The organism is Shewanella sp., assembly GCF_051658185.1.
Lineage (GTDB): Bacteria > Pseudomonadota > Gammaproteobacteria > Enterobacterales > Shewanellaceae > Shewanella.
The window spans coordinates 1-6,602 of the sequence record NZ_JBOFMC010000235.1 but is presented as its reverse complement, the minus strand read 5'-3'; the positions used below and the strand labels follow the sequence as shown (position 1 = coordinate 6,602).

Here is a 6,602-nt window from a genome sequence, read left to right as displayed (position 1 = left end):
ATCCGAGGGTGATATTGCCGTAGTGCACAATGGCATTATCGAAAACCACAACAAATTACGCGAAATGCTCAAAGGCTTAGGTTACAGCTTTAGCTCCGATACCGACACCGAAGTGATTTGTCACTTAGTCCACCATGAGCTAAAACGCCACGATAGCCTGCTCGCTGCAGTACAAGCGACCGTTAAACAGTTAGAAGGCGCCTATGGCACGGTGGTGATTGATCGTCGCGATAGTGGCCGTATGGTCGTGGCCCGCTCTGGCAGCCCACTGGTCATTGGTTTTGGCTTAGGCGAAAACTTTGTTGCGTCGGATCAACTGGCATTATTACCGGTCACCCGCTCATTTGCCTTTTTAGAAGAAGGGGATGTGGCCGAAGTGACGCGCCGCAGTGTGAGCATTTTCGATGTGCATGGTAATAAAGTCACCCGTGAAATTAAAGAATCAGAAATCACCCACGACGCTGGCGACAAGGGCGAATATCGCCACTATATGCTCAAAGAAATCTACGAGCAGCCATTGGCTCTGACGCGGACCATCGAAGGCCGCATCGCCAACAAGCAGGTATTAGACACGGCGTTTGGTGACAACGCTGCTGAGTTTTTAAAAGATATCAAGCATGTGCAAATCATCGCCTGTGGCACTAGCTACCATGCCGGCATGGCGGCGCGTTACTGGTTAGAAGATTGGGCTGGCGTGTCTTGTAACGTTGAAATCGCCTCTGAGTTCCGTTACCGCAAGTCGCATTTGTTCCCAAATAGCCTGTTGGTGACGATTTCACAATCGGGTGAAACTGCCGATACCTTAGCGGCCATGCGCTTAGCCAAAGAAATGGGTTACAAAGCCACATTGACGATTTGTAATGCCCCAGGTTCATCACTGGTGCGCGAATCGGACATGGCATACATGATGAAGGCCGGTGCAGAGATTGGCGTTGCCTCAACCAAAGCGTTTACCGTGCAACTTGCCGGTCTATTAATGCTCACGGCGGTGATCGGTCGCCACAATGGCATGTCCGAGCAAATGCAGGCCGAGATCACTCAAAGCCTCCAATCCATGCCCGCTAAAGTGGAGCAAGCTTTAGGCTTAGATGCTGCGATTGCCGAATTGGCTGAAGATTTTGCGGATAAACACCATGCCTTATTCCTTGGCCGTGGCGATCAATATCCTATCGCGATGGAAGGTGCGCTCAAACTTAAAGAGATCTCCTACATTCACGCCGAAGCTTATGCCTCCGGTGAGCTAAAACACGGCCCATTAGCCTTGATTGATGCCGATATGCCAGTGATTGTGGTGGCGCCTAACAACGAATTGCTCGAAAAACTGAAATCAAACGTTGAAGAAGTGCGCGCCCGTGGCGGTTTAATGTATGTGTTTGCTGATGTGGATGCCGAGTTTGAGTCGGACGACACCATGAAAGTGATCCCCGTACCCCACTGCGACATCTTTATGGCGCCGCTGATTTACACCATTCCGCTGCAGCTATTGTCCTACCATGTGGCATTGATCAAAGGTACCGACGTAGATCAACCGCGTAACCTCGCAAAATCGGTTACCGTTGAATAAGTGAGTTTGCGTTGCATATGTGCAGGAGAGTAATTACCTCTCCTGCCAAGCAATAAAGCACCATACTGAGCATTAAAGTATCAGACCAAAATGGCAGCGATATCTTCGGAGTTGAATTCGGGGGTACGCTGCCATTTTTACATCGAATATGCCCCGCACTGTGTTTTAAATGCTGGGCAAGCTTTTTGTGGAAACGTTCAAGAATGGCCGTTTCACAGTTAATGTGTACAACTCATTAATGTTCAGCATAGAGCTGATTAACCCGTTTGAGGGGTTCTTTAGATTGAGGGAGTTTTATGAATACAAGCAGCGAATGGACAATGCTGGAAATGACTCTGAAAAACGGTCTATTTGGACTGAAGGGGCTAAACTTGATTACCAACCTCTTGCCTACTCAGGATTGCTAAATTTACCATCCGGTGGAGCATATGCTGGTAACTTGGGCGGAGCATATATCAACGAAAGAGGCATCAAATTCTATGAGTATGTGGTCGTAGGACTAATTGACTAACTCGCCTAACAAACGTATCAAGTCGCCGCTACATTTTGCAGCCCTTATGCAGGCGTTAACCCATAGATATTTTATTCGAAACTGGAGAATTAAGATTTTAATTCTGAAGTATCCAGAATCTTTATTTCTGGTCAGGTTTAATCTGAAACGTTATTACCCTCCTACACATGACTTTTCTGTGCGGCAGGCATCAAGGTGATGTTAAGGTGCGTCGATGCATTAAATTAACCTGATGATAGTGGCAGTGCAGCTTGTGGGCGCGCTGCTTTTTTATTGGAGTGCCGCTCGATCATTTGAAATGCCGACAGTGGTACGCCAAGCCGTCCCACAGTGCTATGCGGCGATGCTGCTAAGTTTGTGCTGTTTTTTGGCTTCGATGCGTGTCCACACCTTATCGTGGAAGTAAAACACCACTGTGTTGATGGCGGGTTCAACTAAGGCCACGGCACCGCCGACCAGCACGCTGCCGGTTAATAGATAAGTGACAGTAAAAGCAACGCTAAAGTGCAGTGCCGCAAAAGTGAGTGTCTTGGTCATGAGTTTGTCCTCTTATCCGATCCCATCGGGAATGATTAGATGATAACAATTCTCATTAGATTTTAAAGTGGTGATTTCAGATTAGTGCAAACGCTTTTATCTATGTATTTGCCGTAAAAACGATCACGCCCTCGCAATGGAGGGCGTTGGGGGTTTTCTGGTGATTCAACGCGCGACTAAATTGGCGTTATCGTCTAACTAAAATTGCGCTAAGGGTTAGTAATGCCAAGGGAAGGCTGAAAAGTCTTGATCACGCTTTTCAAGGAAGGCATCGCGGCCTTCTTGCGCTTCGGCGCTGGCATAAGCTAAACGAGTGGCTTCACCGGCAAACAGTTGTTGGCCCACCATGCCATCGTCGGTCATGTTAAAGCCGTATTTCAGCATGCGCATGGCGGTTGGTGATTTAGAGTTGATCTCTTTAGCCCATCTTAAGGCTTCGACCTCTAGCTCGGCATGAGGCACAGATTTATTGACCATCCCCATGGCAAAGGCTTCATCGGCACTGTAATTAAAGCCACAGAAGAAGATTTCACGGGCACGTTTTTGGCCAATCATCTTGGCAAGATAAGCACTGCCATAGCCAGAATCGAAGCTTGCGACATCGGGATCGGTTTGTTTGAAGATGGCGTGTTCTTTGGAGGCTAAGGTTAAGTCACATACCACGTGTAAGCTGTGGCCGCCGCCGACAGCCCAGCCGGGAACAACGGCAATCACCACTTTAGGCATAAAGCGGATCAAGCGTTGCACTTCTAATATATGCAACCGTCCCATGCGGGCGATATCGGCTTTGCCTGCTTCGGCTCCTTCGTATTTATAGCCATCCTTGCCGCGAATGCGTTGATCGCCGCCGGATGAGAAGGAGTACTGACCTTTAGCCGAAGGGCCATTGCCCGTGAGCAATACGCAGCCAACATCGGACCATTGGCGAGCATGGTCAAGTGCAATGTAAAGTTCATCTACGGTTTTTGGGCGAAAGGCGTTGAGGCATTCTGGGCGGTTGATGGCAATACGCACTGTGCCATGGGCCTTGGCTCTGTGGTAGGTGATGTCATCAAATTGAAATCCGCTCACTTCATCCCACAGTGTGGGGTCAAAAATATCTGATACTGCTGGTGTCATGGTATTCAGCCTGTCTTTGTCTAGCCTCTGGGCTAGGTGAAATCATGGGTAAGATCGCTTTTGTAAGCCCTTAGCGTACGCCTCTATATGTCGCATTTGTAAGTATAGTGCTGCGACATATTGAGCTTATCAGCGTAGTGCCGCTGGTTTTTAGCTCGACGGTGCTTAGCGTTTTGCTGGCAATCTTAAAGGTTATCGCAAATATAAAGAAGATTATCCCGACTAAAAACAGGGTGCTTCGTTGCATTTGGCCCGCAATATTGCTCTTTAAAATCGGCAATGGCGTCTGTCGTGAGGGGGATTTTATTAAATTCAGCCAGTTCGGTGCTCGATAAGCGCTCTAGGATGTCCTGTCTGGCTTGGGCGACTTTTTTATCGATCTTGATGATTTGGGTGCCTGTCATCGAATCGAGCTTGTGCTGGATTTTATGCACGATGTCTTCGGCCGCCGCGATTGGCGCATCCAGTTTGTCGGTTTTAGTGTATAAGTAGTATAACGCGCCAGCAAGTAACGCTAATATGATCCAACCTTTCATCTTTTATTCCAACATAAGTGAATAACCATTAACAATGTGGGTATAATAAGCCCGTTTTTGTCCAATATTAAAGCAGTAAAAGGCTGTCACGATGAACCCAGAATCTAATAACAAGGACTATTCGACATCCACTCGAATTAAGATTCATCAGCCAGATGCGAGCAAGGCAGACCGCTTTAACCCTCGCAACCGGATATATGTACGAGCGATTGACGGCTTATGGAGCTCGTTACGCCGGCGCATGGGGTGGGTGGCCATGTTGCTCTTCCTGAGCCTGCCTTGGATCCCGTGGGGAAATCGTCAGGCCGTTTGGTTTCATCTCGCAGAGCAGAAATTTCACGTTTTTGGTCTAACGATTTGGCCGCAGGATCTCACCCTTCTTGCTGCTCTGTTTATGATAGCCGCTTTTGCGCTTTTTTTTATTACAACATACCTCGGTCGAGTTTGGTGTGGCTATACCTGCCCACAAACAGTTTGGACCTTTATGTTCATTTGGTTTGAAGAAAAGCTAGAAGGTGCCCGCAATAAGCGCATTAAGCTCGACCAAATGCCTTGGAGCTTTGATAAGGTTTGGCGAAAAACCGCCAAACACATTGCGTGGTTATCACTTTCGTTCCTTACCGCAATGACCTTTGTGTCCTATTTTGTTCCCAGCCGTGAAGTTTACATTGATGTCTTTACATTAAACGCCTCGGGAGGCGTGTACTTTTGGGTGATCTTTTTCACCTTAGCAACCTATGGCAATGCTGGCTGGATGCGCGAAATCATGTGCCTGCACATGTGTCCCTATGCGCGCTTTCAATCGGCAATGTTCGATAAAAACACTTTTATCGTGGGCTATGATAGTCAACGCGGTGAAAAGCGCGGCCCACGGGCCCGTAAAGCGGATAGCAAAGAGTTAGGTTTAGGTGACTGTATTGATTGCGATCTCTGCGTTCAGGTTTGCCCTACAGGGATTGATATCCGCAATGGCTTACAGTACGAATGCATTAACTGCGGCGCTTGCATCGATGCGTGCGATCAAACCATGGAGCGCATGGGGTATCCATTGGGCCTTATTAGCTATACCACTGAGAATAAGCTCGAGGGCATTAAACAAAAAGTGCTCAGGCCAAAACTGGTGGGCTATGGGGTAGTGCTCATCGTGATGATCTTGGTCTTCATCTACGCGAGCGCGACGATAGCGCCTGTTCGTATGGATATCATTCGCGATCGTAATCAGCTCTATCGCGAAAACAACCAAGGCTTGATTGAAAATACCTTCACCCTAAAGATTTTGAATAAAACCGAACAAGCCCACGAATACACGATGAGCGTCGAAGGTTTAAATAACTATAAATGGTATGGCCCTAACACTGTCACCATTATGGCGGGTGAAGTGTTAACGCTGCCGATCAGTGTTGGAGTGGATCCGGTAGAGCTTAGTCGCTCAGTGACTGATATCGAGATAAAAGTGAAAACCGTAATCGATGGTAAAGACATTGAAGTCGAGCAAGAATCCCGTTTCTTCGGCCCATAGCGCATAAATAACATGGTCCTGCATCTATTTACGCCATAAAAAGGTGGTGGATGACTGCGTAACTATCGTGTCTAATGGCGGGATGTGAGCGATAAAGGGGCGATTTAGCCCCTTTTTTATACGGATTGTTTGATAACTAAGCATCTAAACCGGTAAATGTCATTTTCTAACAAAAAGCCCTTGCACAAAAAGTTCAGCTGCCTATAATGCGCATCCACTGACACGGCAGGCAGCGAAACGCAGTTAGCCAGTGGCAGTCATCGGTGAGTAACCTACTAGATTACTGATTGATGAGCGTGAAGAAAGTTTAAAAAAAACACTTGACGCGAACCGGGAGATGCGTAAAATGCACCACCCTGAGTTGACGAAACGTCAACCAAAGCCCGCCGCAAGCGTTCAGCGCTCGGTGTGGTACTTCACTTCTCTTACGAAGTTGAGTTGCTCTTTAATAAGATAAAACAAGAAATCTGTGTGGACACTCACAGGTGTTGAGTTAATCGAAATTACTCTGCCGTTTGGCGAGTAATCAAAGAATTAAATCAATGAATGAGTGTTCATAGCAATATGTACATACAGTAATGTATGAATTGAAACGCGATGTTTCTTAGTGAGCAAAGCGAATCAAAACAGTAGAATTCATTGAGCCGTTTGACGTAAGTCAAACACCAAAACTTTAATTGAAGAGTTTGATCATGGCTCAGATTGAACGCTGGCGGCAGGCCTAACACATGCAAGTCGAGCGGCAGCACAAGTGAGTTTACTCATGAGGTGGCGAGCGGCGGACGGGTGAGTAATGCCTAGGGATCTGCCCAGTCG

Annotated in this window: 6 protein-coding genes and 1 rRNA gene; 4 read left to right on the top strand and 3 right to left on the bottom strand. The window is 47.3% G+C overall.

What is annotated here, in order from left to right:
- Together glmS and ACRCZA_RS09235 are read left to right on the top strand one after the other, a co-directional pair.
- Positions 1-1,564, top strand: a 1,564-nt coding sequence (gene glmS / locus ACRCZA_RS09240; protein WP_438674155.1) for a glutamine--fructose-6-phosphate transaminase (isomerizing), incomplete at its 5' end; no start/stop codon positions are given.
- Positions 1,565-1,733: 169 nt separating this feature from the next.
- Positions 1,734-2,075 carry a hypothetical protein gene (locus ACRCZA_RS09235; protein ID WP_438674154.1) on the top strand — a complete coding sequence of 114 codons (342 nt, stop codon included), beginning with the start codon at positions 1,734-1,736 and terminating at the stop codon, positions 2,073-2,075.
- 333 nt (positions 2,076-2,408) lie between these two features.
- On the opposite strand, the gene ACRCZA_RS09230 is transcribed toward ACRCZA_RS09235, so the two are convergent.
- The 3 genes from ACRCZA_RS09230 to ACRCZA_RS09220 all read right to left on the bottom strand — a co-directional run bounded on the left by ACRCZA_RS09230 (position 2,409) and on the right by ACRCZA_RS09220 (position 4,267).
- A complete protein-coding gene (locus ACRCZA_RS09230) occupies positions 2,409-2,612 on the bottom strand; it encodes a DUF2061 domain-containing protein (protein WP_438674153.1) in 204 nt (67 codons plus the stop codon).
- A 216-nt stretch (positions 2,613-2,828) separates the two neighbouring features.
- Complete coding sequence (locus ACRCZA_RS09225) at positions 2,829-3,731, bottom strand: 1,4-dihydroxy-2-naphthoyl-CoA synthase (protein WP_438674152.1); 903 nt, start codon at positions 3,729-3,731, stop codon at positions 2,829-2,831.
- Between the two features lie 185 nt (positions 3,732-3,916).
- Positions 3,917-4,267, bottom strand: a complete 351-nt coding sequence (locus tag ACRCZA_RS09220) for a hypothetical protein (protein ID WP_438674151.1) — start codon at positions 4,265-4,267, stop codon at positions 3,917-3,919.
- Positions 4,268-4,358: 91 nt separating this feature from the next.
- On the opposite strand from ACRCZA_RS09220, the gene ccoG reads away from it, so the two are divergent.
- Positions 4,359-5,786 carry a cytochrome c oxidase accessory protein CcoG gene (gene ccoG / locus ACRCZA_RS09215; protein WP_438674150.1) on the top strand — a complete coding sequence of 476 codons (1,428 nt, stop codon included), beginning with the start codon at positions 4,359-4,361 and terminating at the stop codon, positions 5,784-5,786.
- 674 nt (positions 5,787-6,460) lie between these two features.
- A 16S ribosomal RNA gene (locus ACRCZA_RS09210) occupies positions 6,461-6,602 on the top strand; the annotation flags it as partial.

Coding starts and splice junctions, on each gene's coding strand:
- ACRCZA_RS09225 (WP_438674152.1), bottom strand. CDS start 3,731: ATGACACCAGCAGTATCAGATATTTTTGACCCCACACTGTGGGATGAA.
- ACRCZA_RS09235 (WP_438674154.1), top strand. CDS start 1,734: ATGCTGGGCAAGCTTTTTGTGGAAACGTTCAAGAATGGCCGTTTCACA.
- ccoG (WP_438674150.1), top strand. CDS start 4,359: ATGAACCCAGAATCTAATAACAAGGACTATTCGACATCCACTCGAATT.
- ACRCZA_RS09220 (WP_438674151.1), bottom strand. CDS start 4,267: ATGAAAGGTTGGATCATATTAGCGTTACTTGCTGGCGCGTTATACTAC.
- ACRCZA_RS09230 (WP_438674153.1), bottom strand. CDS start 2,612: ATGACCAAGACACTCACTTTTGCGGCACTGCACTTTAGCGTTGCTTTT.